We start from the raw sequence: 24640 nt of genomic DNA on the forward strand, positions 1-24640 counted from the left end.
TGCTCAAAATTCGACAAACGACTAGACTATTTTTGATCAGGGGGCAACTCATGGGGCAAATCTCAATTTTTTAGGATCAAACACTTCTAAACGGTCTGCGGCGTCTCTGGAGATCATCTCAGACGAATGAGTGTAGATATCCGCAGTCGTTCCGATCTTGGTGTGCCTTAACCGTTCTTGCATGGTTTTTAAATCGGCGCCACTCTCTCTAAGCAACATACCAGCCGTGTGGCGAAGTCCATGTAACTTAACGTGTGGTATGTTCTTTTTCAGGAGAAACTTTCTCCAGGTAGTTGTGGGCGTTGTAGGGAAGTACATAATTCCTTTCCCTCCATGGAATACGTATGATTTATTTCCGCCTGCCCAATCTTTACACTGGAATTTTTCTTTCTTCCATTCTTTTTCATACAGTTTAAGCTGATCCATGTACCACTTCGGCATGGCTACCCAGCCCTCAGATTCTTCTGTCTTTACTTCACCTTCCACCTTTTGCCCCTCTTTATTAAGAGTGATTTGCTTATCGATCCAGATTGCTCCTCGATCATAGTCAACGTCAGGCCATTCTATAGCCAACAGTTCGCCCCGTCTAAAGCCTCCAAGCATAGACCCGGTGAAATATAACCTCCATCTATCAGGAAGGTCATAGAGAGCCAACAGGATCGTTTCCGTCTCTGAACTACTGAATGCCTTCTTCACATCGCGCATGGCCTTCTTTTCCTTCTTGCTGGTTCGGGGCCGTTTCACCCCATCCATCGGATTTTTAGAAATCAGCTCCCATTCGTATGCAGCATCAAATACCGACTTTACAGCTTTGTAGATATTCAATTTTGTATTGGTGGCAAATTCTTTTCCGTTCTCGCGTTTCAGTTCTCCAAAAAAAGTAACGAGTTGAAGAGTTGTTATTTTGCTGATTTTCAGGTGGCCAAACTCTGGAACTACATATTTGTTCAGGTTATACAGGTTAACATTCTGAGTATATTCGCCCATGTTCCCAGCGGCATACCCTTTCTCCCATTTTGGTATGAAGTTCAAAAGGGTGATGTCTTCCTGTTTGACTGCCTTTCCTGATATAACTTGTTCGCTCCATTTAGCTTCTTCAAGCGATAGCCAGGCTTCCTTTTTCTTCTCCGACTTTGAACGTGTAATTTCTCCAGGCATTTCTACCGTAACAGACCTTTTCGGTCTGGACGCTTTGGACGGATCTCGCTCAACAATCTTATACTTATTGCCTCCTAAATGTTCACTCCAAGCCATGTTCTTCTCCCTTTCTAATTTGATATCGCTCCTTGTTTACTTCCATTTACATGAAAATCACCTCCTCAAAGGGAATGTGTGTTCTGTTTTTAGGCGTACTAAACCGCCTTGCAGCGAAGTAAGCGCAAGTTTATAGGTACTTATGTAATTGGGTCGGGATAGAACAACGACACAGAAACTGTTCTTTAGTCTCACCTAGTCCAGGCGTGGCGTTGTCTGTAAGTAGTTTAACAGCGAATTGATTTGCTTGACGCTCGAATTTCCCAACATTGAAAAATGATTTGTTGTCAACAAAGAATCTACTGATTCCAGGATGAAGACGATCATGGGCCAGTTCATGGGCACAAACAAATCTCATCCATGGTTCGCTTAGATTTTCATGAATAACTATAAATCTTCGTCGTAATTTTCGATAATACAGTCCGCGAGTATTGTTACCTAAATCGCAATACCGAATGTGGATGCTTAATTGCTCTGCAATTTCAAATGGATTATTAGTCTTGAACCGCTTGATTAGATCTCGAACAATTTCATCCATAGGCTATTCACCTTTCTTTTTGCGGCCATATGTTTTTTTGTTCATTTCTTTCGCTTCCCAGAAGAGAGCTTCCATAACTCGCTTGATCTTATCTTTGTCTTCGTCTGAGATTGGTACTCCATCAAACATTATTGGCCCGTCCTCTTCAAGCATCGTTTTAAAATCTCGAATATCTTTAGGAGAAGCCCATTCAGGAACTTTGTTCGGTATGGAGTTGGGTTCATCGGTACGTCCTAGAAGATAATCCGTGGATACATTAAAGTAATCGGCTACTTTTTCTATTGTTTCAGATTTAGGACTTTGAGATTTCCATTTATAAAAGGCATTTTCACTAAACCCTAGCTCTTTAGCTACGTCCTTTATGTTTTTGCCGCGTTTTTCTGACAATTCTTTAACTCTGTTAAACAGCATGGTACCAACCCCTCATGTGCTTAAAAAAAACAAATTATACAACTGGATAAAATATAGTTGACTTAGGTATCCAACTGTATTATTATGTTTACATAAGCTAGTTTATCAGCTAAAGAGACAGTAAAAAATACGACCTATTTTAAACACATTTTCAACGTTGGGGAACGGGCGAAATGTAATGTTTACAGGCTTTTCAAAGTCTTATTTAGCTATGTTTAAATAGTATACTATTGGATACTTGTTGTCAATATATCAGCCGATAAATTAGCTTAAACTATAATTCAACAAAAGGAGGAGCGCACAATGCCGCATTATACAGAGTTTGGAGCCGAAGCGCGGAAGATCATGTTTCAACGAAACATTAAGTTGAAGGATATCGCTGGCGAGCTTGGTGTTTCAGTTACGTACGTATCTGAGATTTTCAAAGGTACGCGTGAAGGAAAGAAACAGAAGCCCATGATCGCTAAGCTGTTGGGTATGGAGAGCGAGGTGACTCAATGAGCAAGCTTGTCCTGAATCCTGATTGTGGCCTTTATGAACGCAAAGGCAGAGCGTATTGCAGTAGTCGTCAGATGGCTGAAGAATTTGAACGTCGCCACGACCATGTGCTTCGGATGATTGATGATTTGACTGCCCCCACAAGTGGGGTGAGTGCTGAATTCATCACCCTCAATTTTGAGGCGAGTAAGTACAAAGATGCTTCTGGTAAGCAAAACAGAGAAATTCTGATGACCAAAGATGGTTTTGTTCTTGTGTCGATGGAGATTAAAGGCGCAAAGGCTCGAAAATTCAAAGAAGCCTACATTCGACGATTCAATCAAATGGAATCATTTATCAAATCATTGCAGGCGGCGAAGCTCGAACACCCAGCTTTTACGGACGCTATCATGAATGCCCATGAAGAGCCAAAGCATTACCATTTCAGCAATGAGGCTGACATGATCAACCGAGTTGTACTCGGTATGAGCGCAAAGCAGTTCCGAGAAGCAAACGGCATTACAAAAGGCGAGTCAATCAGACGTTACCTCACGACCGAGCAGATACAGGCTGTCGAAACGCTCCAGCGGGTAGATATTGGATTGATCGTTGCGATACCTGACTTTCAGCAACGCAAAGAGATCCTTACTGGCTATTACGAAAAGATCAAGCTTAAGAAAATTGCTTAGAAATACAAGCATATTTCGGTATGGACAATAGATTTGCATCAGTTAACAACGAAATAAGGTGATGATTATGCCATCAACAGCAGGATTTATCGAAGCGCTTCGGGTGGAAATCAAACAGGAACTGAGAGATGAGATCCTGGCGGAGCTTAAACCGGACATCGAACGCCTCTTATACGCAAATGTATTTGATTTTGCTGAGGCGTGCAGGTATCTAAAAGTTTCGGATTCGACGTTACGGCGCATGGTCAAAGACGGCGAGATTCCTTTCATTCGAAACCGAACGTTAATTCACTTTCGCCAGATTGCACTAGATAAATGGTTGGAAGATAAGGAACAGTGTACTGGAATGTTGTAACAACGTACTGTAAAGAATCGCTATGAATTTTAAGTAGTAAAAATCCTCACTATTTGTTCAATAGTGCTTCCTTGGACAATTGAATGTGAACAGAGGAAGAAAGGAACTACGAATCGTGACCAAACAATCTAAAGAAATCATGGACTACTGCGCTGATCCAAAGTGTCAGGCAGCCATATACTTCGGTCAGAAGGTAGTGAAGCGGGGCAAAGAATGGTTCTGTTGTTACTCCTGTCTGTGCAACTCTATTGGAGCCGTAACGATAGTCGCGAAAGGAGATGAATAACTTGCCATTACAAACATCCCGGCACTATGCCAGCGTGTGCGCCTTTTACTTGGACTGCGAAGCGCGGGCACGTCGTAAAAGACGTTTTAGCAATATTAAGCATTACCGTAAGCAGTACAAAAAGTACCGTGGCCTTCTGTACAAAGCGGTATACGAAAAGAACCCAACAGGGGTAGGAGCCTGTTAGGTTCAGCAACAAAAAAATTGATTGGCCTCATTATAACATGGGGCCGGAAGGATGGACAAATGAAAAATACAGGAATAGTTCGTAACCTTGATTCGCTCGGTCGTATTGTGATCCCTATGGAGCTGCGTAAGACGCTGAAAATGGACGAGCATCAGCCTATCGAAATCTTTGTGAATGATTCTCAAATCATTCTTCAAAAGTATGCCCCTGGTTGTTCTCTCTGTGGCTTTACAGATAGAAAGCTTGTCCAACTCTATCCGGACAAGCTGGTATGTATCGGTTGTGTGGATCTTATCACGAGTAATCAGGACCACTTCCATAACTCTGCTTTGCCAGCAACAGATTTCGGACTTTAATTTCAGGATAGTAGATGACGTCCAACTATAACCCCCACCTGGGGGAACGGGATGCGGTCATTCAGAAGAATATGGGGCTAGTTTATTCTATCGCTAATAAATTCAGATCGAGTGTAAATCAGAGTATTGGCTTTGATGATTTGGTTTCTGAGGGCACAATGGGGCTGCTTAAAGCTTTTGAATCTTATAATCCCTCTAAGGTAGAGGGAGGAATTAAATTTTCTACGTATGCTTACCGCCTGATTAAATGGAGTATTATGCAGTTCATTCGCAATAAAGGAAGCTGCGTTAAGGTTCCTCCTTCTATTCTAAATACGATTAGCGCGTTGAACAAATTGAACCTTGTTGATACTTCCCTAGAACTAATATCTGAGCAGACTGGTTGCACGATAGCACACGCCAATAGGGTAACTCAACATGTCAATAGCTTCGGTGTGACTTCCTTGGATCAGCCTATAGGTGATAGTGATGAATCGACTTCACGAATTGATATGTTGGCAAGCGAAGCCGACTTTACCACTGTAAATGTGGAAGAATTCATTAATTCATTTGATAGTCGTGAACAGCTTTTAATTCGTCGGCGCATGGATGGCGCGACACTTCAAACCATCGCTACTGAAATTGGTATATCGAAACCCTATGCTTCTCAGCTCATGACTCGGATCGGTGAGCGTTTAAAAAAATACATGGAAAAGGGTGAGGGTGTGGCTGTATCAAGAAATGATGTTCGTCTGTCCATATTGGATGGTGTTGAGTGGTTCAGCAATATAGCTACCAGTAGTCCTTCTATTGGGATTAATAGTGCTGGTTTTTCAATAAATGGTCCCGCAGCAAAGGTGATGGGACTTTCTGCCGGAGATTATGTGCAGGTCGGTTTCAATGATAAAAAGGCTCTTCTCATTTTTAAGAAAGCAAAGTCGGGTATTCTGCTCTCCAAGACCGTTGGGAAAAGCGGCAGCATTAGTGTAAATCGTAAGCGCTTGGGATTTTGGTTAGAAAGTAAAGACATTGTTCACAAGCGATACGAGCCGCAAGTAGTTGAAGGTGAAGGGATCTATTACATCCAACTGGAACGGACCAAAAAATGAGGGACCCCTATTTTGACGATATTCCTTGGGAGTTTGTCACTGACGATTCCGGTACCGTAGTCGGTACTGTATATACGTTACTTTCAAGTCCTGATCCAAGGAGGGTTAAGCCGACATGGAACACTGGTTCTACATTACACCAGACGAATATGAAGAAGCTGCAAAAATCGGAATAAAGCCTGCCATGCTGGACCGTCGTGTACGGGAACAGGGTTGGCCGAAGGATCGGGCCATGACCACACCACCAAGAAAGCTTACGGATCGGAAGAGCTGGAAAGCTGAAGCTGAACGAAATGGGATTAGCTACGACACTTTCATGTCCCGTGTGAACCGGGGCTGGTCAATGGAGAAAGCAGCCACTAAGCCATTACCAACAGCGGAAGAAAGACGGCAACAGGCGTTACATGCGTCTGAACAAATTCGAGTATATCCCAAAACATATGTCCAACTTGCAGAGAAAAATGACATTCCTTATCCTACTTTCTTTCATCGGGTTAAATACTGCGGTTGGGATATGGAGCGGGCCGCAACGGAGCCATTATGGACAAGAGAGCAGATAGGCCGACTTGGGGCTCAGAGACTGCGTGAGCGTGAGGGCGATTGGGCAGCGCAAATTTTCGGGAAGCAGGGGAGCAGATGAGTAGAAAATTGATTGTCTCTAAATCACAGGCCGAAGCACTTGCTGCAATCATTTCTAACCAAGAGCAATTTGAAGCTATACAAGCTCATATGAGGACAGACGGATTAGGCTGGTCTCGGCTTGATCGGGCCGCTCTTAACGGTATGAATATTGAAAACCTTATTGGTGCCTTAGTGTTCGGTTACGAAGTTGAAAAGACACCTGAAGAAAAACTGCTTTACATGTATGAAAATCCTCTGATCAGGTACGCTGCTACAAATTCACTTACAACTGCGGCATACAAGCAGGGGATTGCGGACGCACTTAATGCAGTCGGCAAAGTAATTGAAGGAATTAATGCCATAACAGCAATCCCAGCCAAATGGAATTGATGTTATGGCATAGCTGAAAAAAATCAGTATAAAGCCATTCCTTACCTTTACAACAAAATAAACCATTTATACACATTAGGAGGACTTATATTATGCAAAATCTTATTCCGATTCAAATTACACTTCAAGCTGCTAATGCTTCCGACATCAAACATCTGGTGCATGATCTAGCTGGCACCATGTCTGGCCTGCCGAATACGGCTGTCCCTGCTGAGACAACGGTATCTACGGTTCAGCCTGCAACGCCATTCCAGCAATCGGCTCCAACTGCTGTACCAACAGCACCACCTACTCAGCAACAGCCCTACGACCAGCAACCGCATTATGGCCATCAGCCACAATACGGACAAGTACCAACACAACAACCGCCAACCGTGCCTATGGGTACCGTTCCTACATCAACGCCAGCTTATACTTTGGATCAACTAGGCGTAGCTGCACAGCCCGTCATGGACGCTGGAAAAGGTCCTGAGCTGGTCGGATGGCTTCAGCAACACGGGGCAGGAGGCCTTACTCAGCTTAACCCTAGCCTTTACGGGGAGTTTGCCACATTCCTGCGTAGCCTTGGGGGCCGTGTCTAATGACAGAGATTGCACATGCACAGAGGGCTCATGCCCTGCTGTCTGCCAGCGGGGCCCACCGTTGGTTGCACTGCACACCAAGCGCCAAGCTTGAGGCTACACTGCCCGATACCACAAGTGCAGCCGCTAGAATTGGCACGCTTGCTCATGAGATTGCGGAGCTGAAGCTACAAAAGGTGTTCAGTGGGTTACCAACACGGAAATACAACGCCGAACTGAAGAAGATGCAGAAGCATGAGCTGTATGAGTCGATTATGGATGAGCACACGAATGCCTATGTGGAGTACATCCAGTCAATTGTGCATGCATTCCCTTCCCCGCCCTTCGTGGCCATCGAGCGGAAGGTGGATCTGACGGACTTTGTCCCTGAAAGCTTTGGAACTTCGGACTGTATCATTATCGGCAGCGGAAAGCTGCATGTCATCGACTACAAGAACGGCCAGGGCGTGCCCGTTCCGGCTTTTGATAATCCACAAATGAAACTGTACGCGCTGGGTGCGCTCAAAGCATTTAGCTTGCTGTTCCCGATCCAAGAGGTACACGTTGCTATTGTGCAGCCGAAAGTGTGGGATCAGCCTTCGGAGTGGTCACTGCCTGTAGCGGATCTGCTGGCCTGGGGAGAGTCTATCAAGCCTATAGCGCAGGCAGCTTTTAGCGGTGAGGGTGAATATGCTCCAGGTGATCACTGCGGATTCTGCCGGGCAAAAGGAACTTGCAGAGCGCGCGTTGAGAAGTTGCTCGAAGCTGGGAGTAAAGCTCCGATGAAACCGCCATTGATTAGTTGGGAGGAAGCAGGGGAGGTACTCAGGAAAGCCGAGGGAATTGTGAGCTGGTATTCCGAACTCAAGAAACTGGCTCTGGCTGAAGCTCTAAAAGGCGGAAGTGTACCTGGCTGGAAGGCCGTAGAGGGCAGAGGCCGCCGTGACTATACGGATCTTGATGCGGCATTTGCCTATCTGAAGGAGAAGGGCATTGATGAAGCTATCCTGTACGAGCGACGACCACTGACGCCACCTCAATTGGAGAATGCTTTGACGAAAAAGGTTTACAAGGAACTGCTTGCCGAGTCAGGACACGTCATTACACGATCAGGCGCACCGACACTGGCTACCGAATCAGACAAGCGCCCAGCGGTCACGAATCAAGTGAAACCCGAAGACGTGTTCGGCAAGGAGGATTGATCCGTGAGTGATTTATTAGCGGATATGCTTGACGATCTGCTCTCAAAATGGGAGCCCGAGGATTATTCTGAACAATTTAATCAAAGGGGATATGACTATATGACAACCGAAACAGCAGTAACTACAGGTGAAGTAAGACTGAGCTTTGTGAATTTGTTTACGCCGCGTGCGAACCAGCCGGGGCAGGAGCCTAAATACAGCACGACTATTCTTATTCCAAAATCAGATGTAGCCACAATGCAACGAATCAATGCAGCAATTGAAGCGGCTACACAGAAGGGTGTGGCCGGGGTATGGGCCGGTGCTCGACCAGCGCAGCCGCGAACACCCATTCATGATGGTGATGGAGCGCGTCCTAACGGCGAGGCCTTTGGCCCGGAATGCCGTGGTCATTGGGTACTTACGGCCAGTAGTAAGCAACAACAGGCTGTGGTGGCTGCGGACATGAGCCCGATCATTGACCAAACTCGTGTATATTCTGGTGTCTATGGCCGCGTGAACATCAACTTCTTCGCCTACAGCAATAGCGGTAATAAGGGAATTGGTGCAGGTCTTGGGCCTGTTCAGATTTTGCGTGACGGTGATCCACTGGGCGGCAGAATCTCCGCAGAACAAGCCTTTGGTGGCAATGGAGGGGGCGTAGGATTTGCCCCTGCTCCTGCACCTCAAGGCTGGGAACAGGCTGCCCCACCACAACAAGGTTATGGCCAGCAACCCCAAGCTCCGCAGCAAGGTTATGGACAAGCACAGCAACCGTATGGACAAGCACCCCAGCAGCCTCAGTATGGGCAGCAGCCGCAACAAGGCTATCAACAACCTCCAGCGCAACCGCCGCAGCAAAATATTGACCCGATCACAGGCAAGCCTCTTGGTGGCAGTGTGTGGGGGATTTGATCCAGCATAGGGGCTCTTCGGAGCCCCTTATCTTTACCCGAAAGGAGAAGCTATGCGGCATCTATCTATAGATATCGAGACCTACAGCAGCGTGAACATTAAGAAAGCAGGGCTGTACAAGTATGTTCAATCCCCGGATTTTCAAATTCTTCTGTTCGCCTACTCATGGGACGGTGTGCCCGTCCAAATTGTTGATCTGGCCCAAGGAGAATCGTTGCCAATGGAAGTTATTCACGGCTTGTATGATCCTCAGGTCATCAAGCACGCATACAACGCCGCTTTCGAATGGTACTGCATCAATAGCGTAATGCAATCACCAATCGAGCAATGGCGCTGTACTCAGATCCATGGCCTGTATTGTGGCTTCCCTGCTGGGCTTGGCAAAGTGGGCGAGGCGTTAGGGCTGCCCCAAGATAAGAAGAAAATGGGTGTAGGTGGTGCTTTGATTCGAACGTTCTGTGTCCCAACGAAGCCGTCTAAATCAAATGGAGGACGTACCCGGACGCTGCCGCACCATGAGCCGGAGAAGTGGCAACTGTTCAAAGATTACTGCGTGGGTGATGTTGTAGCAGAAATGGAAATCCTTCGTAGACTATCCGTATTCCCTGTGCCGGATCAAGAGTGGCAGCTTTGGCAGCTTGACCAGCGCATCAACGTTCGCGGTATCGCTTGTGATCGTGAGCTTGTTGAGGGGGCCCTGGCTGTAGATAGCCAGATTACTGCGGCGTTGATGCAAGAAGCCATACAGCTCAGTGGGCTAGACAATCCGAAGTCTGTACAGCAACTCAAAAAATGGCTGTCGGAAGAGATCGGGGAGGAAATCGAGGACCTGCGCAAAGACACCGTTTCGGGCTTGATAAAGGAAGTAGAGGAAGGCAGGGCCAAGCGTGTGCTTCAGATTCGCCGGGAACTCAGTAAGACAAGCGTTAAGAAGTACCAGGCTATGCAGACAGTAGCCTGTGAGGATAACCGAGTGCGTGGGCTGCTTCAGTTCTACGGAGCGAATCGGACAGGGCGCTGGGCAGGCCGACTGGTCCAGGTGCATAACCTGACCAAGAACAAAATGGCTCTGGAGCTACTGAAGTTTGCAAGGCAGCTTGTCCGCGAGAAGCGGGTGGACATGCTCAAGTTTATGTACGGTAATGTGCCGGATACTCTCTCGCAGCTTATCCGAACCGCTTTTATCGCTCCAAGCGGGAAAATGCTTCATGTAGCGGACTTTAGCGCAATTGAGGCCCGAGTTATTGCCTGGCTGGCAGGCGAGCAGTGGAGGCAAGACGTGTTTGCCACGCATGGCAAGATATATGAAGCTTCAGCATCGGCTATGTTCGGTGTGCCGCTGGAAGACGTGAGCGGTGATCTGAGGCAAAAGGGCAAGGTGTCCGAGTTGGCGCTAGGGTATCAAGGCGCAGCTGGTGCCTTAATCAGCATGGGGGCTTTGGATATGGGCCTGAAAGAGTCAGAACTTCCGGAGATCGTGACTCGCTGGCGTAATGCAAATCGCCGGATTGTGGACCTTTGGTACAGTTTCGAACGGGCGGCAATTGAGGTCATGGAGACCGGACAGCCTGTGGGTGTTCGCGGCGTCATCTTCGCACGTGAGAGCCATCACGCTAACGGCTTGGACTTTTTCACGATCCAGCTACCGAGTGGTCGTAAGCTCTACTACGTAGCGCCGCGCTTGGCTCAAAACGACTTCGGCAAGCAGGCCCTGCATTACATGGGGCCGGACCAGAAAACAGGTAAATGGACGCTAATCAGTACCTATGGCGGGAAACTGGTGGAGAACGTTGTCCAGGCCATAGCGCGGGACTGCCTGGCGGTGGCTTTGGTGAAAGTTGAGTATGCCGGGTATGAAACTGTGCTGCATGTGCATGACGAAATCGGGATCGAGTCGGACCGGACGGAGGATCTGGAGAACGTACTGGCTTTGATGGCTGAGCCTGTGTCGTGGGCTCCGGGCCTTTCTTTGAAAGCAGCTGGGTTCACCACAGAATTCTATATGAAGGATTAGAGGTGGGCGTTGTGAAAGAGACTCAGCTCGTTGCTGCGACCTTAATAACGCTGTTGAAGAAAGAGGGCTTCACGATACAGCGCTATGACAGTGTGACGACCAGCAGCATTTATCTGAAGCTAGATTACGGTGTCTGCCATAGCATCCGAATCGGAGACCACAAAGGTAAACGGCAGTACAAATACCGCTATAACGTGGATATTGGCCGGAAGCAGATTAACCGACACAAGACTGCCGAGGGGTGGCCGCGCTGGTACTATCCAGAAACTGAACTGCGTGCGCTAGTTCGGGACATAGGCCGTGAGCGTCAACAGCATCAGAAATATGGCACTGAAAACTATTGGGCCTTGCTGGCGCAGCGTAAATTTGAAAACAGTGGCGCAAAGGGCTTCTGGAGAAACGCCTATCTTGTGAATGAGGCTAATATGGAGGGAATAGACGTGGACTATGAAATAAACCAAAAAGCGCGAGACGCGCTGAACCGACTTACTAGCTTGCCGGGTATGCAGGCTATCAAGGAGCAAGTAGATGAAATGGTCCACTTCTCGCGGATAGCCGCGCTACGGAAAAAGCACAGGTTGAAAACTCAAATTCAATCTAATCATATGATTTTCACAGGGAATCCGGGAACGGGTAAGACGACAGCTGCTCGTTTGATCGGCGAAGCCTTTGCAGAAATCGGTTTGCTTAAGCGCCAATCTGATGAAATTCCTTTCGTGGAGATTAATCAGTCTACTATTGTGGACTCGCTGGTTGGTGCTTCTGAAAAGAAGGTAGCTTCAAAATTCAAGGCGGCTCAAGGTGGCGTGCTGTTTATCGACGAAGCGTACGCCTTCATCGGAAAGTCAGAACACCGATCCGATGAAAAGGTTATAGCTACAATGGTGCAACACATTGAGGATATGCGTGATGAGGTGGTTGTTATTGCAGCTGGTTATCCAAAGAACATGCAGGAGTTTCTGTCTTTCAACCCTGGTTTGGCCTCTCGCTTTCCTACAACGATTCATTTTCCTGATTATGCTGTTCCTGAACTTGTCCGGATAGCGCAGCAGATGTTACTGGATCAGCAATATCAAGCCGGGGCTGATTACTTGGATGCTTTGGCAAGCGCGATGTGGGTCGAGAAGAGTAAGCCGAATTTTGGGAATGCTCGTACAGTACGGAACCACGTAGAGCGATCTATCCGCAAGCAAGCTATGCGAGTTTCGCAGCTTCCTAACCCTTCACGGAAGGATCTGGCTACGCTGACCGCGAGAGACCTGATTCACTCCGCGGACGGGCTCCGGGACGCCGAACAAGAGGCACTACAACGAATAATTAAAGATGCTCAATGGAGATTATTTGAATTGGATTTAAAGACGATTACCCATACCAACAAAGTGGGAGAGTAGATCAGGAGGCAAGCGTCATGCAATTTGACAGACAACTAACGATATCAAGCGCCGGCAATCGAGACAGCACGAACTGGCAGCCGCAGGTGATTTACTGGTCTGAACTGGTAGAGCGCTTACGGACGGCGGTTCGAGGGACGGAGACGCTGGCAGAGTACCTTCAGATGCCGAAGTCTAAACAGGATCAATTGAAAGATGTTGGGGGCTTTGTCGGGGGTCATCTGTCAGGCGGTCGCCGGAAGGCAAATGCTGTAACGGGCCGTGATGTGCTGACGCTTGATCTCGATAATATCCCTGCCGGTGGTACATCGGACATTTTGCGCCGTGTGGAAGCGCTAGGCTGTGCCTATGCAGTCTACTCCACACGGAAGCATGAAGAGGCCAAGCCACGGCTACGGGTCGTGGTTCCGCTGGACCGGACGGCCACGGCTGATGAATACGAGCCTCTTGCCCGGAAGTTGGCTGAGATTATCGGCATTTCATTCTGTGACCCTACCACGTTTCAAGCGAACCGGCTTATGTACTGGCCAAGCTGTAGTTCTGACAGCCAGTACGTGAACACCTACGGGGACAAACCCTTTCTGTCAGCGGATGGCACGCTGGGTATGTATGCAGACTGGCGAAATGTATCTTCCTGGCCGCAGGTGCCTGGCACGAATCAAACCCATGTCCGCCTGGCTGCCAAGCAGGGGGACCCTACCGATAAGCCTGGCATCGTGGGTGCATTTTGCCGGATCTACGATGTGCCGGCAGCCATTGAAGCCTTCTTACCGGGGATTTATATTCCGGTGGATGACGGCAGCGGACGACTAACCTATATAGGTGGCTCCACGACAGGAGGTGCCATCGTTTATGATGACGGTCAATTCTTGTATAGCCATCATGCTACAGACCCTACAGGTGGACGGCTGGTGAATGCCTTCGACCTGGTCCGGCTGCACAAGTTTGGCGATCAGGACGACGAAGCGAAGCCTGGAACGCCGACGAATAAGCTTCCAAGCTATACGGCCATGACGGATTTTGCTATGCGTCAGGATGCTGTGGGCTCATTGCTCATGCAGGAGCGGCACCAGAAAGCGGCTGCTGCTTTCACTGAAACGCCTTTAGCGCCTGATGGTGATGTGGATTGGATGAAGCGCTTGGAGTTCAACAGTAACGGCGTGTACCTGAAGACCGTCGATAACGTACTGATCGTACTGGAACATGACCCAGCACTGAAGGATAAGATTGCTTTTGATGAATTTGCTAATAGGGGGTTGGTGCTTGGGGCACTCCCTTGGGATTCGAGACAAGAGCGGCGCCCGTGGGCCAGTTCCGATGATGCGGGGATTTATCACTACGTTGAAAAGGTGTATGGCATTGCGGTAGACGCCAAAATTAATAACGCCCTGACCTTGATCAGCCATAAGCGCAGATTCAACGATGTAAGGCGATACTTGGAAGGCTTGTCTTGGGACGGTGTATCCCGGCTGGATACGCTTTTTACGGACTATCTGGGCGCAGAAGACAGCGTCTATACACGGGCAGTCTCGCGAAAATCCTTCACGGCTGCCGTAGCTAGAGCTATGGTGCCAGGCATCAAATGGGACTATATGCCAATTTTGGCCGGGCCGCAGGGTCTTGGAAAATCCACTTTTTTACGTCTAATGGGCAAGGACTGGTATTCCGACAGCTTGACCACCTTCGAGGGCAAGGACGCCATGGAGCTAATCCAGGGCATTTGGCTCAATGAAGTTGGGGAGCTGACGGGTATGAGTAAGTCGGAGAGCAACGCCGTGAAGCAGTTTCTTAGCCGAACGGAGGACATCTACCGGGAAGCCTACGGTAAACGTACAATGCCTTATCCGCGTCGATGCGTATTCTTCGGGACCACCAATGATAGCGAGTTCCTTAGGGATCGGACAGGAAATCGGCGCTTCTGGCCTATTGATGTAGGCGTGCTGAAACCTGTGAAGAGCGTGTTTCATGATCTGGAGGGTGAAGTAGATCAGATATACGCTGAAGCCTTCGTGCGCTGGCAACTGGGAGAGCCGCTATATTTATCGGGCGATGTTGAGGATATGGCAAAGCTGCACCAGGAGGCGCACAGAGAGAGCAACGCTAAAGAAGGATTCATCCAGGCTTTTGTAGATCGGCCTGTGCCCGAGGATTGGCTGAAGCGTGATATACCAACGAGACTTATTTACTGGTCCGGCGAGTTCGGGAAGCCCCATGAAGGCGAGGGAGGCCCCCGAGACCGCATATGTGCCGCAGAGGTTTGGTGTGAGTGCTTCCGATCGGACATTAAGTTTATGAAGCAAGCCGACACAAGAGAAATTAACGGGATACTATCAGGCATGGCTGGTTGGGAAGAGTATCGAGGGCGGTTCGGCCCATACGAGACCCAGCGAGGATTCCGCCGAAAAGTGTGATGACATGTTGACACTTAAATTGTTGACACCTAACCAACTGTCAACAACGCATGCGTGACAGATTTTCAAGTGTCAACATGACTGTCAACATGACTGTCAACAACCAAAACCTTTGCTATATATACATTTATTATACTTTGTTGACACTGTTGACAGTTATCTAGTTAAAGATAAAAAACAAATAGATTATAGAGATTATAGAAAATATATAACGCCTGGCGCACCTGATTTATAAAAAGTTACGCACGTACAGGTGCGCGCATATATCACACACAAGGAGTGCTGTCAAGTGCTTGAGAGTAAAATTGAAGCTTATCTACGCCAGAGGGTTAAAGACCTCGGAGGCATTGCCTATAAATTCACGTCACCGGGTAATTCAGGGGTGCCTGACAGATTGGTGCTACTACCTGGAAATCGAACAGTGTTTGTGGAGCTGAAGGCTCCAGGGAAAAAAACCACGAAGTTACAACTGGCTCAACACCGACGGATACAAGCGCTTGGGCATGACGTCCGAGTGATCGACAGCAGAGAGCAGGTGGATGCATGGCTACAGGAACTTTGATAGAGCGTAAGCGCTTTGTGCCCCATGATTATCAGAGGTACTGCATAAACAGAGTTCTGACGGATGACGCCCTTGGTCTTCTGCTGGATCTAGGGCTAGGGAAGACAGTAATAACCCTGACAGCCGTTAATGACCTAAAGTACAACCGGTTCACTGTCAGTAGGACGTTAGTCATCGCCCCGAAGAAAGTAGCTGAAGCTACATGGGGCAACGAGGCAGCCAAGTGGGAGCACTTAAAGCATCTGCGGATTATCACAGTGCTTGGGACAGCGCAGCAGCGAATTAGGGCGCTGAACACGCCCGGGGATATATGGGTCATCAACCGGGACAATGCAGCTTGGCTGGTGGATTATTACCGGAATGCCTGGCCGTTTGACATGGTGGTGCTGGATGAACTGTCGAGCTTCAAGAATCATCAAGCCAAGCGGTTCAAAGTGCTATCTTGGGTGAGACCCCATATCAAACGGATCGTCGGACTGACAGGAACACCGGCACCGAATGGACTGCTTGATCTTTGGGCTCAGATGTTTCTGCTGGATCGGGGGCAGCGGCTGGAAAAAAACATTACCGGATACCGTACGAAGTATTTCGAGAGGAACTATAACGGCCATGGATACACAGCCAAGCCTGGAGCCGATGACGTGATTCAGCGTAAGATTGCCGATCTATGCATCAGCATGAAGGCTGAGGATTATCTGGAATTACCTGATTGCGTGACCAACGTCATTCCCGTAGTGCTGGATGCCAAAGCGACCAAGCAATACAAGCAGATGGAAAAGGAGCTGCTGCTGGAGATCGAAGGGGCAGAGATTACAGCAACCAGTGCAGCCGTGCTATCAGGTAAGCTGCTACAGCTTTGCAATGGAGCCCTGTACGACGAAGCCCGTCAGGTACATGAGATTCATGACAACAAGATCGAAGCGTTCATGGAGTTGGTCGAACAGCTTAACGGAAAAGCAGCTTTGGTATTCTATAACTTCCAGCATGACCGTAATCGGATTCTGAAGGCATTGAGCAAGACCAGCCTGCGAGTCCGGGAGCTGAAGACGCCACAGGATCAACTGGACTGGAATGCAGGTAAGGTAGATATTTTGTTAGCGCACCCAGCCAGCGCAGCTTATGGGCTTAACCTGCAGGATGGGGGGAATCATGTTGTGTGGTTTGGATTGAACTGGAGTCTGGAGCTGTATCAGCAAGCGAATGGTCGTCTGCATCGCCAGGGCCAGAAACAGAAAGTCATCCTGCATCATTTGGTCGTGCAGGGGGGAGCTGACGAGGACGTCATGGCTGCGCTTGAGGGTAAAGCGGCTACACAGGACAAGTTACTGGAGGCGCTAAAAGCCAGAATTGAGAGGGTGAAAGGTTCATGAATAAACAGGAGATTGCACGTATTGCTGCTGAGACTGCACTAGAATTTTATAAAAAGGAGCAGGAACGGCAAAATAAACTTAAAAGAGATCGACGGCTGAGAAACACGAAGATGCTACTTCGCAATTATCGCAAATTTAAAATCCATTGTGGTTCTAATGTGCAAGAGCTTGAAGAGTTAAAGGACCCTGACTCTTTCGAGTATCTGGACACCGATGATCTGGCAATCGAAGCGATTATAAAAAATAAAGAGCGTACAGCAGCTATGGTGAGGTACATTGACCGGATGCTTGAAATCTATCAGATCCTGTCTGAAAAATCGAAGCCGGAAGATCTGAGACGATTCAAAATCATTTATGATTTATACATTGCAGACGATGAAAAAAACGTTGAAGAGCTTAGTGAATGTCACAAAATCAATAAAAGATCAATCTATCGGGACATTAACAAAGCCTGCGAAGCCTTATCCAGCTTGCTTTTTGGGGTGGATGGGATGAGATTGATCAGTTAAATAGTGTGTCACTAATTGACCATTTACGGAGTCATTTTGAAAATGCTAATATGGTAGTGTGCAAAAATTATAAATCGAGCTAATTATAAGGAGTCCTTCATTGTGAAGGGCTCTTTTTACGTTTCAATTTCGCTGAAAACGGGAAGACAAGAATCAAGGAGGGATAATCATGAGCCAAAGCACAAAGAACCTGAGCAAAGAGCTGTCCAAGCGTGAGGGTGTAGAGACGATTACCGTGGAGCCGTACCAGGAGATCAGAATCACAGTAGGCCAGCAAGAGAAGCTGTTCACTGGCCCAGCCGTGATCTTAGTCAATCAAGACTAGAGCTTGCGGTAGCTGTAGCCGCCCTTTTTGATATGAGCGTCGAAATACTTCCCATGCGAGCCTGCGGATAGGAGTCCAGTGTATTCGCTTTGTGGTACATTGGCATAAGCATATTCGCCGCCGTGGTTGAATCTGACGTAGAGCGTAGATGTGTTTTCATCATAGGCTACAGCGTCAAGATTCGAAGATGTTACAGGTACCCAGTTCACATAAACACATCCTTTCAGGGAGTGAGAGTTGATTGCGTTTTTAAGGGCGATACTCGGTCTCGTGACATTTTGGACACGGTGGAAGCGTGTCTGTGTGGTCATCGAGAGTTACACTAGTTCTGCAATTGGTACAGGTGTAAGTACCCTTGCCTGGTTTTTCTCCTGTTGTAGACATACTAAACACCTCCTTTCATCCTAGTTCTTTCGACACTGAAAGAGGAAATTCCTTCCTATGTGTCGAATTATTGTGTCGAAAGGAGGTGTTTGCTATGGTGAAGACGAAAGCTTTCTCACAGTACACGGAAAAAAAACTAGAAGAACAACTTAATGCATTTATCCGTAACATTCCTAGAAAAGCATTAATTGATGTTAAGTTTAGCACATCTGGTACCAACGATTCCGATTCTGGAGAGCTGTTTAATGCGTTAGTGATTTACGAAGATTAGACTAAAATTACCATCAGCATCCTTTGGGGTGCTTTTTCTATTGCACAGGTGTAGGGAAGCTTGGTCGTTCCCGCTGCCCTTGGAAGGCAGAGACCGCAGGTTCGAATCCTGCCACCTGTATTACATTGCAGAGAGCGGTGCCTAGGTGCTGCTCTTTTTGCTATGTACAAAAATAATGAAAAGGACGTGACGTATTGAGTTATGCATATTTGGACAAAGAGGGCATCTTGCATTTGCATCCAGAAAAACGTATTGCTGCACAAAACGGCAAGTACGTGGAAACTAATCTGGAGTATGACGAAAGCGGCTTTCCGATCGTCGAGGAACAAGGAGTAATCTATTACGCCAATGAGGGTACAGCTTACGTCAAGGGTAACAAAGCCAAGGGACAGAGCATTGCGGTACCAAACGTACTTAAGCAGCTTGCTGACCAACTCAAATAGGGGGATGGGCATGGAATTAGTAAAGCTAAAAAATGGACTACTTACCGAAAAGTATACTACCGTACATCATGAAAAGGATTATCGATACAACGCGCCACACTATTTTGAAGTGCAAGATTTGAATGGAGAGGTAGTTGGTAGCGTTCATTTCCAAGAGGGGCCGATCAAAGAGGTTGGAGTAAACGGAGTAGCCAATGAAGATTTAATTGGCATGGTTCTTGCCCGTCTTGAAGGATTCCAAAACAGTGAGTATCGTAGTCGGGATAACGCAGTTGCAATCACAAAGTTGGAAGAAGCGCTTCTATGGCTTCGGAAACGGACATTGGAACGTGAAGCCCGAGGCGTGGAAGGAACACATACCGTTTAAATGTAAAAGGTCGGGTGCATAACGCACCTTGCCTTATTTGACACATATAGGATTATGGCGGTTCGATTCCGCTGTGTGTTGAAAAAAAATAACCCATCACTTGGACGGGTTATTCAGTGTATTTATAATTTGATCGACTTTTTCCTTAATGTCGGGGTGATTAGCTGCATATTCCGTGAAGGCTTCTTGCAATAGTGTGCGTTGATCCTTTTCAGTAACAAATGACCAGGTACGCAACAAGGTAGTGAACTCTTCCGGGAATCGGAAAGACAAAGCGGCATTTGCCAAATTGATTACCTCCTATTCTTGATAGCTTGCGTTAAAGCAACCAACGATAAAACCAAGCCGGCCAACGAGATGACAAGTGTGAGAGTTTCCATGCTGGTGCCTCCTTTGTTAAAAAATAATTTACAACAGAGTTTGAAGAGGGTAAGATAAGCATAAGATTAATAGGGAGCAGAGAAGGGGATTACTCCCCAACCCTGCTGTTGACTTGAGCCTTCTTACGGTGCAACGTAAGGGGCTTTTTACTTTACCCGGCGGTTATTCTTCTTAGCAGTTTGAAAATTAAGCCAAGCTGCTGCGAGGTTAACCAAGCCAGTCAGTAGAAGTACAATTGCTGTCCCCATAATCTTAGGTTCTCCTTTCCGGAGTGCTTACCGCACCCTCTGAATATATAATAACACGACTATGTATTGCTGTCAATACGTTATTGAGGTCACAGGAAAATTCTTCTGCGGCTTTTTAATTTGCATTGAAAGGAGCTGAATTGTGATGGCAGGAGGACGGAAAAGTAAATATCAAACCCACGTTGAACCCAAGCTCCTGCTTATTGAAGCATGGGCGCGTGACGGGATGATTCAGGAGGATATTGCCAAGAAACTTGGGGTGGCGATGTCCTCTTTTTCTGAGTATAAGAACAAGTACCCGGAATTAACGGAAGCCCTAAAAAGAGGGCAGGAAGTCGTTGACGTACAAGTGGAGAATTCGCTGCTTAAGAGGGCTATGGGTTATCGGTATGATGAGATAACAACGGAAGGCGGCGTTGAGACTAAGCGAGTCACGAAAGAGGTACAACCGGATGTGACTGCACAAATATTCTGGCTCAAGAATCGTAAACCCAAAGTGTGGCGCGATAAGCAAGATGTTGAACTGTCCGGCGAGGTGAAGCACGAATACAACCACAATTTACGCAATCTTGATCCAAAGGAGCTGGCAGACCTTGAGCGAATTATCGCAAAAACTACCGACTCTGGATGAGGTGAGAGCTGCCCGTGCATACACCGACTTTTCATACTTTATGGATTATGACAGCAATGGAATGGACAAGCCTGGTGCTCATTTGGATTTACTTGATGCCACTTTACAACGAGTTAGTACGGGTGAGTTGAAACGGGTCATTGTCACTATGCCGCCCCGGCATGGTAAATCGGAACGGGTGAGCAAGAAGTTCCCGGCATGGCATGTAGGGCGTAACCCAGATGATGAAATTATTGTTGCTTCATACAGTATTGATCTCTCCAGAGGGTTCAGCCGTATTGCCCGTGACACTCTAACAGCTAATCAAGGCGTTTTTGACCAGTGCCTTGATAAGAACAACCAGTCCAGTGAATCGTGGTCATTACAAGATCACAGGGGCGGTGTAACGGCTGCTGGTGTTGGTGGATCTATCACGGGTAAAGGTGCGAAGATAGCGATCATCGATGACCCGGTGAAAAATAGCGAAGAAGCCAATTCGGAAGTTATGCGTGAGAAGGTATGGGAGTGGTACCGATCTACACTGTACACCCGTCTTACTCCTGACGGTCGGATTATAGTGGTGATGACGCGCTGGCATGAGGATGATCTTGTAGGGCGGTTATTGAAAGAGGAACAAGACGCTATTAAGAACGGAACGCATAAAGGTGATCGCTGGACGGTTATCAACTTCCCAGCTGTTGCAGAGGAAGAGGATGTACTAGGTCGCAAGCCAGGTGAACCTTTATGGGCTGAATTTGGATTTGATTCTCATAGACTTGAGCAAATCAAGCATGATGTTGGTTCCTACGTGTTCAGTGCCTTGTATCAGCAGCGACCATCTGCTGCGGGAGGGACGATTTTTCAACGTAAACATTTCCGATATTTCCGATTTGAGCGGATTCACAATATAGAATACGTTGTTCTCTCGGATGGACGCCGTTTCGTAGGCAATGCTTGTTGGATGTTCCAGACCGTGGATACCGCGAACAGCGAAAAGACGATCAATGACTATTTTGCTGTTACCACCATCATGGTTACACCTGATCGGGATATATTAGTACGGGATGTGTATCGCACTCATATAGAGGGTCCGGAACAAAAAGGCTTGATGAAACAAATGGAGATGAGGTACAAACCCAAATTTCAGGCTATTGAGGACAAGACGTTTGGTACTAACCTGATTCAAGAATGCAAGCGTGATGGTATGACCATACTGCCTGTAAAAGTGGACAAGGATAAGGTTACTCGTTCCCTGCCTATCGCTGCTAGGTATGAGTTAGGGAAGGTATTCCACCGGGAGGATGGAGCGTGGCTCGATGATTTTGAAGCGGAGTTGCTTAGCTTCCCTAAGGGAAAACATGATGATCAGGTGGATACGATGTCAATGACCGGGGAACTGGTACACACTATAAGTAATCATCAGGAGTCGGCGTGGAGTGCTAATCCTGAATCAATCCCAGAGCGGGCTTCAAACTTTGATTCAGACGACGACGATGATGACGATCCAATAGCACAACACTTTTGGTAATTGCTTATACAGCGATTATGCAATACATGTGTACAAAAGACAAAGTTTTGTGAACAAGTCTGCAAGCTGAAACCCTTGGTGCATAAGGGTTTATTTGTTTTTGTGCCAAAACGATTTATGCATAGAGTATGCAATAAGCTAAAAACCCGCATAACTACAGGGTTTTGCTTTCAGGATGAGATGCCCAAATATACAGTCTTTATACATTGAGGGGTGAACAAATTGGAAATTGTATTCGGTGCGATGGGGATAGCGACCATCGTTTTTTTGTATCTGCGTATACGTGACCAAGACCGTACGATTAAGGATTTGGTTGATCGCCTATCTGCCCGTAATTATAGCGAATACGTGGCGACTAAAGGTTATGAAAAACGTCCACCAGACGATAAGCAGGCAAAGCGTCTTAGCTGGTACGATGACCCGATGGAGGATGACGAAGGATGAAGCTACTCGATAAGGTGAAAGGCATATTCAGCGGCGAGGATGTTGCAGACTCAACCAACCCGAATACGCCTGAACAGCAGCGGATCTGGGATACCGTCCATGAGGATTACCAGATATTCAAAGCTGCACGCCAGCCCGTGGAGTCGCATTGGCGCGAGGAACAGCGGTTTTACACGGGTGACCACTGGCACGGCCTGCGGACGGAGGCAACGTCCAAGCGTAGACCGAATGCGGTAGATAATATCGTGTTCTCGCAGATTGAGTCCATTGTAGGTAAGCTGGCAGGTTGGATGCCTTACCCTGATTTTTCTGCCCCTGAGCCGAGCGACGAGACCAAAGCGCGGGATCTAAACGACTTTATGCCCTATGAGCTGCGTAAAATCCAGTTCAAGCAGAAGCATATGCGTGCGGTGAGGCGTATGGTCATCCACGGGCCGCTGATTTATAAAACCATCTTTGACCCGACTGTCGAGGGTGGACGTGGCATGAATCGTTATACTGGCCGCAATGACATTCTGCCTGTTGACTTGGCTACGTTTTTTCCAGACCCACGTATCAATGATTTCATCTATCTGCAACAGATGTCGGCTGTCATAATTCATACTCGCCAGCCATTGGAATACTTCCGGAAGCGCTGGCCGGGGCAAGGGGCTAAGGTACAGCCGGATAACGGATCGTCTGACGTAGACATTTTTGTGGAGACACCGGAGAACAGCATCCACACCACGGATAAGACATCTGGCTTGATCGAGTATTGGTATCGCGGTCTGCCGAAGCTGGTCACGGATGAGGATAAGGAACTATTTTCGGAGCTTGCCGAAGAGATGCTTGCCCGTGATGCTGATCCGTCCGAGATGGTAGCCAAGGCAGCAGGCCAGATGGAGGGTGTGCACTGTATCTACATTTCCACGTCAGGTGTGATGCTGGAGCATAAGTCGTATGTGTACGATCATGGGCAATACCCGTTCACCGCCAGAACCCTGTACCCCGAAGAGGGCAGTGTCTGGGGTAAGGGGTTTGCTCGTGACATGATTAAGCCGCAGATCATCAAGAACAAGTATGCGGAAATCGCTGTCGAGACATCGGCCAAGATGGGTGGCTCAGCCATCGCGTATGAGGAAGGGGCAATTTCCAAGCCGCGAACATGGCAGGAGCAGCGCGGGCTTCCTGGCGCGATGCTGCCTGTTGCCCCCGGACGCCTGAATGATGTGAAGGAGTTGCAAGGTGTCAATGCTCCAGCAACTGTATTCAACGCCTTGAACTATTATGATGAGATGCTGCAAAAGATTCCGGGCCAGTTTGACAGCGCTAATGGGCAGGCCAGTAGCAATGTAACCAGCGGTGAACAAGCTAAAGCGCTCATGGCTGCTGCTGGCACACGCCTGAACACAGCATCCGACATGATCCAGGAGGCGCTGGAAGAGGTGTTTGCCCAATACGTGGAGCTGATTGTCCAGTTTTACACCACGGAGCGTATTGCCCGTGTGACTGGTCGTAAAGTTTCTATCAGCCGTGAGGCAATCGTTTCGCGTGTGCCGTCTGAGTTCCAGACGGGTAACATGGTTCCCGACCCAGTGACAGGAGAAGAATCGCCCGAAAAGTTGTCAGTCGAAGAAGAATTTACGCCTGAGTTTGATATTTTGGTTAACATCAGTGTGGACAAGCCTCAGGACCGTGAATATTGGTTGCAGCTTGTATTCAATCTGATGAACATGCGCGACCCGATCACGCAGTTGCCTATGGTGGATGCAGAGGCTGTGCGATTCGTCATCCAGACAGGTCGTATGGAGTCAATGGATGTCATTAAACGCCGGATCGAAGAATCAGCAGGGACGCAACAGCAGTTTGCCCATGCTCAGCAGCAAGCACAGGAAGCGCAAGCCCAAGTGCAGCAGTTGAGCCAGCAGAATCAGGCTATGGGGCAACAGCTTCAGCAGTTTGGTGGAGAGCAAGCGCAGCGCGAGCAGCGTGACAGGGAGTTTGAGCAGGGGATGAAACAACAGAAGATGAATCTGGATGCTGCCAAGGTTGCCCATCAACTGATGCAGCCACAACGATCAGGCCAAGGGTGAGA

General features: G+C 47.8%; 30 protein-coding genes and 1 tRNA gene. 26 read left to right on the plus strand and 5 right to left on the minus strand.

The window, feature by feature from the left end; translation table 11 throughout:
• Nucleotides 1–48 precede the first annotated feature (48 nt).
• From NST83_RS07425 to NST83_RS07435, 3 genes are all read right to left on the minus strand, one after another.
• Nucleotides 49–1254, minus strand: coding sequence for a site-specific integrase (locus NST83_RS07425; protein WP_342417148.1), 1206 nt, complete (start codon nt 1252–1254; stop codon nt 49–51).
• Nucleotides 1255–1384: 130 nt separating this feature from the next.
• Complete coding sequence (locus NST83_RS07430) at nt 1385–1792, minus strand: ImmA/IrrE family metallo-endopeptidase (protein WP_342417149.1); 408 nt, start codon at nt 1790–1792, stop codon at nt 1385–1387.
• Nucleotides 1793–1795: 3 nt separating this feature from the next.
• Nucleotides 1796–2203, minus strand: coding sequence for a helix-turn-helix transcriptional regulator (locus NST83_RS07435; RefSeq protein WP_342417150.1), 408 nt, complete (start codon nt 2201–2203; stop codon nt 1796–1798).
• Nucleotides 2204–2506: 303 nt separating this feature from the next.
• Here NST83_RS07435 and NST83_RS07440 point away from each other — a divergent pair, with 303 nt between their 5' ends.
• The 18 genes from NST83_RS07440 (at nt 2507) to NST83_RS07525 (ending at nt 17890) form a co-directional block, all read left to right on the plus strand.
• Nucleotides 2507–2704: a helix-turn-helix transcriptional regulator gene (locus NST83_RS07440; protein WP_342417151.1), complete on the plus strand. Its 198-nt coding sequence runs from the start codon at nt 2507–2509 to the stop codon at nt 2702–2704.
• Nucleotides 2701–3369, plus strand: a complete 669-nt coding sequence (locus NST83_RS07445) for a Rha family transcriptional regulator (protein WP_342417152.1) — start codon at nt 2701–2703, stop codon at nt 3367–3369. The genes NST83_RS07440 and NST83_RS07445 overlap by 4 nt, the downstream gene beginning before the upstream one ends.
• Nucleotides 3370–3436: 67 nt before the next feature.
• The gene (locus NST83_RS07450) at nt 3437–3724 is read left to right on the plus strand and encodes a helix-turn-helix domain-containing protein (RefSeq protein WP_342417153.1); all 288 of its coding nucleotides are present in this window, start codon (nt 3437–3439) and stop codon (nt 3722–3724) included.
• Between the two features lie 287 nt (nt 3725–4011).
• Nucleotides 4012–4197 (plus strand): hypothetical protein, encoded by a 186-nt coding sequence (locus NST83_RS07455; RefSeq protein WP_342417154.1) that lies wholly within the window; start codon nt 4012–4014, stop codon nt 4195–4197.
• A 59-nt stretch (nt 4198–4256) separates the two neighbouring features.
• Nucleotides 4257–4553 carry an AbrB/MazE/SpoVT family DNA-binding domain-containing protein gene (locus NST83_RS07460; protein WP_342417155.1) on the plus strand — a complete coding sequence of 99 codons (297 nt, stop codon included), beginning with the start codon at nt 4257–4259 and terminating at the stop codon, nt 4551–4553.
• Nucleotides 4554–4567: 14 nt separating this feature from the next.
• Entirely contained in the window at nt 4568–5641 is a 1074-nt protein-coding gene (locus NST83_RS07465; protein WP_342417156.1) for a sigma-70 family RNA polymerase sigma factor, read from the plus strand.
• A 115-nt stretch (nt 5642–5756) separates the two neighbouring features.
• On the plus strand, nt 5757–6281 hold the full coding sequence (locus NST83_RS07470; protein ID WP_342417157.1) for a hypothetical protein: 525 nt from the start codon (nt 5757–5759) through the stop codon (nt 6279–6281).
• Nucleotides 6278–6652 carry a hypothetical protein gene (locus tag NST83_RS07475; RefSeq protein ID WP_342417158.1) on the plus strand — a complete coding sequence of 125 codons (375 nt, stop codon included), beginning with the start codon at nt 6278–6280 and terminating at the stop codon, nt 6650–6652. The genes NST83_RS07470 and NST83_RS07475 overlap by 4 nt, the downstream gene beginning before the upstream one ends.
• Before the next feature lie 92 nt (nt 6653–6744).
• On the plus strand, nt 6745–7233 hold the full coding sequence (locus NST83_RS07480; RefSeq protein WP_342417159.1) for a hypothetical protein: 489 nt from the start codon (nt 6745–6747) through the stop codon (nt 7231–7233).
• Nucleotides 7233–8414 (plus strand): DUF2800 domain-containing protein, encoded by a 1182-nt coding sequence (locus NST83_RS07485; protein ID WP_342417160.1) that lies wholly within the window; start codon nt 7233–7235, stop codon nt 8412–8414. The genes NST83_RS07480 and NST83_RS07485 overlap by 1 nt, the downstream gene beginning before the upstream one ends.
• A 3-nt stretch (nt 8415–8417) precedes the next feature.
• A complete protein-coding gene (locus NST83_RS07490) occupies nt 8418–9308 on the plus strand; it encodes a DUF2815 family protein (RefSeq protein WP_342417161.1) in 891 nt (296 codons plus the stop codon).
• Nucleotides 9309–9360: 52 nt separating this feature from the next.
• Nucleotides 9361–11322, plus strand: a complete 1962-nt coding sequence (locus tag NST83_RS07495; protein WP_342417162.1) for a DNA polymerase — start codon at nt 9361–9363, stop codon at nt 11320–11322.
• Between the two features lie 11 nt (nt 11323–11333).
• Nucleotides 11334–12713 (plus strand): AAA family ATPase, encoded by a 1380-nt coding sequence (locus tag NST83_RS07500; protein ID WP_342417163.1) that lies wholly within the window; start codon nt 11334–11336, stop codon nt 12711–12713.
• A gap of 17 nt (nt 12714–12730) precedes the next feature.
• Nucleotides 12731–15124, plus strand: coding sequence for a virulence-associated E family protein (locus NST83_RS07505; RefSeq protein WP_342417164.1), 2394 nt, complete (start codon nt 12731–12733; stop codon nt 15122–15124).
• Nucleotides 15125–15413: 289 nt separating this feature from the next.
• The gene (locus NST83_RS07510) at nt 15414–15686 is read left to right on the plus strand and encodes a VRR-NUC domain-containing protein (RefSeq protein ID WP_342417165.1); all 273 of its coding nucleotides are present in this window, start codon (nt 15414–15416) and stop codon (nt 15684–15686) included.
• Nucleotides 15668–17056, plus strand: a complete 1389-nt coding sequence (locus NST83_RS07515) for a DEAD/DEAH box helicase (protein ID WP_342417166.1) — start codon at nt 15668–15670, stop codon at nt 17054–17056. The genes NST83_RS07510 and NST83_RS07515 overlap by 19 nt, the downstream gene beginning before the upstream one ends.
• A complete protein-coding gene (locus NST83_RS07520; RefSeq protein WP_342417167.1) occupies nt 17053–17565 on the plus strand; it encodes a hypothetical protein in 513 nt (170 codons plus the stop codon). The genes NST83_RS07515 and NST83_RS07520 overlap by 4 nt, the downstream gene beginning before the upstream one ends.
• A 169-nt stretch (nt 17566–17734) precedes the next feature.
• Nucleotides 17735–17890: a BC1881 family protein gene (locus NST83_RS07525; RefSeq protein WP_342417168.1), complete on the plus strand. Its 156-nt coding sequence runs from the start codon at nt 17735–17737 to the stop codon at nt 17888–17890.
• Here the strand turns inward: NST83_RS07525 and NST83_RS07530 are convergent.
• Nucleotides 17887–18099 (minus strand): KTSC domain-containing protein, encoded by a 213-nt coding sequence (locus NST83_RS07530; protein ID WP_342417169.1) that lies wholly within the window; start codon nt 18097–18099, stop codon nt 17887–17889. The two genes, NST83_RS07525 and NST83_RS07530, sit on opposite strands and share 4 nt — an antisense overlap.
• A 269-nt stretch (nt 18100–18368) precedes the next feature.
• On the opposite strand from NST83_RS07530, the gene NST83_RS07535 reads away from it, so the two are divergent.
• The 4 genes from NST83_RS07535 to NST83_RS07550 all read left to right on the plus strand — a co-directional run bounded on the left by NST83_RS07535 (nt 18369) and on the right by NST83_RS07550 (nt 19355).
• A complete protein-coding gene (locus NST83_RS07535; RefSeq protein ID WP_342417170.1) occupies nt 18369–18545 on the plus strand; it encodes a sporulation protein Cse60 in 177 nt (58 codons plus the stop codon).
• Between the two features lie 44 nt (nt 18546–18589).
• Nucleotides 18590–18665, plus strand: a tRNA-Pro gene (locus NST83_RS07540).
• Nucleotides 18666–18739: 74 nt separating this feature from the next.
• The gene (locus NST83_RS07545; RefSeq protein ID WP_342417171.1) at nt 18740–18988 is read left to right on the plus strand and encodes a hypothetical protein; all 249 of its coding nucleotides are present in this window, start codon (nt 18740–18742) and stop codon (nt 18986–18988) included.
• Nucleotides 18989–18998: 10 nt separating this feature from the next.
• Nucleotides 18999–19355, plus strand: a complete 357-nt coding sequence (locus tag NST83_RS07550) for a hypothetical protein (protein ID WP_342417172.1) — start codon at nt 18999–19001, stop codon at nt 19353–19355.
• Nucleotides 19356–19451: 96 nt separating this feature from the next.
• On the opposite strand, the gene NST83_RS07555 is transcribed toward NST83_RS07550, so the two are convergent.
• The gene (locus NST83_RS07555; RefSeq protein WP_342417173.1) at nt 19452–19643 is read right to left on the minus strand and encodes a hypothetical protein; all 192 of its coding nucleotides are present in this window, start codon (nt 19641–19643) and stop codon (nt 19452–19454) included.
• Nucleotides 19644–20129: 486 nt separating this feature from the next.
• Here NST83_RS07555 and NST83_RS07560 point away from each other — a divergent pair, with 486 nt between their 5' ends.
• From NST83_RS07560 to NST83_RS07575, 4 genes are all read left to right on the plus strand, one after another.
• Nucleotides 20130–20615 (plus strand): transposase, encoded by a 486-nt coding sequence (locus NST83_RS07560; protein ID WP_342417174.1) that lies wholly within the window; start codon nt 20130–20132, stop codon nt 20613–20615.
• Nucleotides 20578–22122 (plus strand): phage terminase large subunit, encoded by a 1545-nt coding sequence (gene terL / locus NST83_RS07565; protein ID WP_342417175.1) that lies wholly within the window; start codon nt 20578–20580, stop codon nt 22120–22122. The genes NST83_RS07560 and terL overlap by 38 nt, the downstream gene beginning before the upstream one ends.
• A gap of 222 nt (nt 22123–22344) precedes the next feature.
• On the plus strand, nt 22345–22566 hold the full coding sequence (locus NST83_RS07570; RefSeq protein ID WP_342417176.1) for a hypothetical protein: 222 nt from the start codon (nt 22345–22347) through the stop codon (nt 22564–22566).
• A complete protein-coding gene (locus NST83_RS07575; protein ID WP_342417177.1) occupies nt 22563–24638 on the plus strand; it encodes a hypothetical protein in 2076 nt (691 codons plus the stop codon). Before NST83_RS07570 ends, NST83_RS07575 begins: the two co-directional genes overlap by 4 nt.
• The last annotated feature ends 2 nt before the right edge of the window (nt 24639–24640 follow it).

The sequence above is a fragment of the Paenibacillus sp. FSL R10-2782 genome, from assembly GCF_038592985.1.
GTDB classification, from domain to species: Bacteria; Bacillota; Bacilli; order Paenibacillales; family Paenibacillaceae; genus Paenibacillus; species Paenibacillus terrae_C.

Coding starts and splice junctions, on each gene's coding strand:
- NST83_RS07425 (WP_342417148.1), bottom strand. CDS start 1,254: ATGGCTTGGAGTGAACATTTAGGAGGCAATAAGTATAAGATTGTTGAG.
- NST83_RS07515 (WP_342417166.1), top strand. CDS start 15,668: ATGGCTACAGGAACTTTGATAGAGCGTAAGCGCTTTGTGCCCCATGAT.
- NST83_RS07470 (WP_342417157.1), top strand. CDS start 5,757: ATGGAACACTGGTTCTACATTACACCAGACGAATATGAAGAAGCTGCA.
- NST83_RS07495 (WP_342417162.1), top strand. CDS start 9,361: ATGCGGCATCTATCTATAGATATCGAGACCTACAGCAGCGTGAACATT.
- NST83_RS07560 (WP_342417174.1), top strand. CDS start 20,130: ATGGCAGGAGGACGGAAAAGTAAATATCAAACCCACGTTGAACCCAAG.
- NST83_RS07445 (WP_342417152.1), top strand. CDS start 2,701: ATGAGCAAGCTTGTCCTGAATCCTGATTGTGGCCTTTATGAACGCAAA.
- NST83_RS07480 (WP_342417159.1), top strand. CDS start 6,745: ATGCAAAATCTTATTCCGATTCAAATTACACTTCAAGCTGCTAATGCT.
- NST83_RS07550 (WP_342417172.1), top strand. CDS start 18,999: ATGGAATTAGTAAAGCTAAAAAATGGACTACTTACCGAAAAGTATACT.
- NST83_RS07465 (WP_342417156.1), top strand. CDS start 4,568: ATGACGTCCAACTATAACCCCCACCTGGGGGAACGGGATGCGGTCATT.
- NST83_RS07450 (WP_342417153.1), top strand. CDS start 3,437: ATGCCATCAACAGCAGGATTTATCGAAGCGCTTCGGGTGGAAATCAAA.
- NST83_RS07460 (WP_342417155.1), top strand. CDS start 4,257: ATGAAAAATACAGGAATAGTTCGTAACCTTGATTCGCTCGGTCGTATT.
- NST83_RS07505 (WP_342417164.1), top strand. CDS start 12,731: ATGCAATTTGACAGACAACTAACGATATCAAGCGCCGGCAATCGAGAC.
- NST83_RS07430 (WP_342417149.1), bottom strand. CDS start 1,792: ATGGATGAAATTGTTCGAGATCTAATCAAGCGGTTCAAGACTAATAAT.
- NST83_RS07525 (WP_342417168.1), top strand. CDS start 17,735: ATGAGCCAAAGCACAAAGAACCTGAGCAAAGAGCTGTCCAAGCGTGAG.
- NST83_RS07575 (WP_342417177.1), top strand. CDS start 22,563: ATGAAGCTACTCGATAAGGTGAAAGGCATATTCAGCGGCGAGGATGTT.
- NST83_RS07520 (WP_342417167.1), top strand. CDS start 17,053: ATGAATAAACAGGAGATTGCACGTATTGCTGCTGAGACTGCACTAGAA.
- NST83_RS07475 (WP_342417158.1), top strand. CDS start 6,278: ATGAGTAGAAAATTGATTGTCTCTAAATCACAGGCCGAAGCACTTGCT.
- NST83_RS07435 (WP_342417150.1), bottom strand. CDS start 2,203: ATGCTGTTTAACAGAGTTAAAGAATTGTCAGAAAAACGCGGCAAAAAC.
- NST83_RS07485 (WP_342417160.1), top strand. CDS start 7,233: ATGACAGAGATTGCACATGCACAGAGGGCTCATGCCCTGCTGTCTGCC.
- NST83_RS07440 (WP_342417151.1), top strand. CDS start 2,507: ATGCCGCATTATACAGAGTTTGGAGCCGAAGCGCGGAAGATCATGTTT.
- NST83_RS07535 (WP_342417170.1), top strand. CDS start 18,369: ATGGTGAAGACGAAAGCTTTCTCACAGTACACGGAAAAAAAACTAGAA.